Consider the following 540-nt stretch of genomic DNA (forward strand, 5'->3'; position numbering starts at 1 on the left):
GGACGAGGTCGGTCCGGGCGCGTCACCGGCATCTGCGGCTCGGGCATCATCGAGGCGGTGGCCGAGATGCGCATCGCCGGGCTGGTCGACGCCAAGGGGCTGATCGGATCGGCCGCACAGACCGGCAGCGAGCGCCTGATCGCCGAAGGCCGCACCCATGCCTATCTGATCCATGACGGATCGGAGGCGGGCGGCCCGCGCGTCACTGTGACCCAAGGCGACATCCGCGCGATCCAGCTTGCCAAATCGGCGCTTTACGCGGGCGCGCGGCTGCTGATGGACGAGCGTGAGGTCGAGGCCGTGGACCGGGTCGTGCTTGCGGGCGCTTCGGCGCGCATATCAGCCCCATGCACGCCCTCGTGCTGGGCATGATCCCCGACGTGCCGGTCGAGAAGGTCACCAGCGCCGGCAATGCCGCCGGGACCGGGGCGCGGATCGCCCTGTGCTCGGTCGCGGCCCGCCGCGAGGCCGAGGCGCTGGTGCGCCGGATCACCAAGGTCGAGACCGCGATCGAGCCGCGTTTCAGGAGCATTTCGTCGC

1 pseudogene is annotated in these 540 nt (G+C 71.1%); it reads left to right on the plus strand.

The window, feature by feature from the left end:
• Positions 1 to 540, plus strand: a pseudogene (locus tag MBELCI_RS19030) (ASKHA domain-containing protein); the annotation flags it as partial.

It is taken from the genome of Limimaricola cinnabarinus LL-001, from assembly GCF_000466965.1.
Taxonomy (GTDB): domain Bacteria; phylum Pseudomonadota; class Alphaproteobacteria; order Rhodobacterales; family Rhodobacteraceae; genus Limimaricola; species Limimaricola cinnabarinus.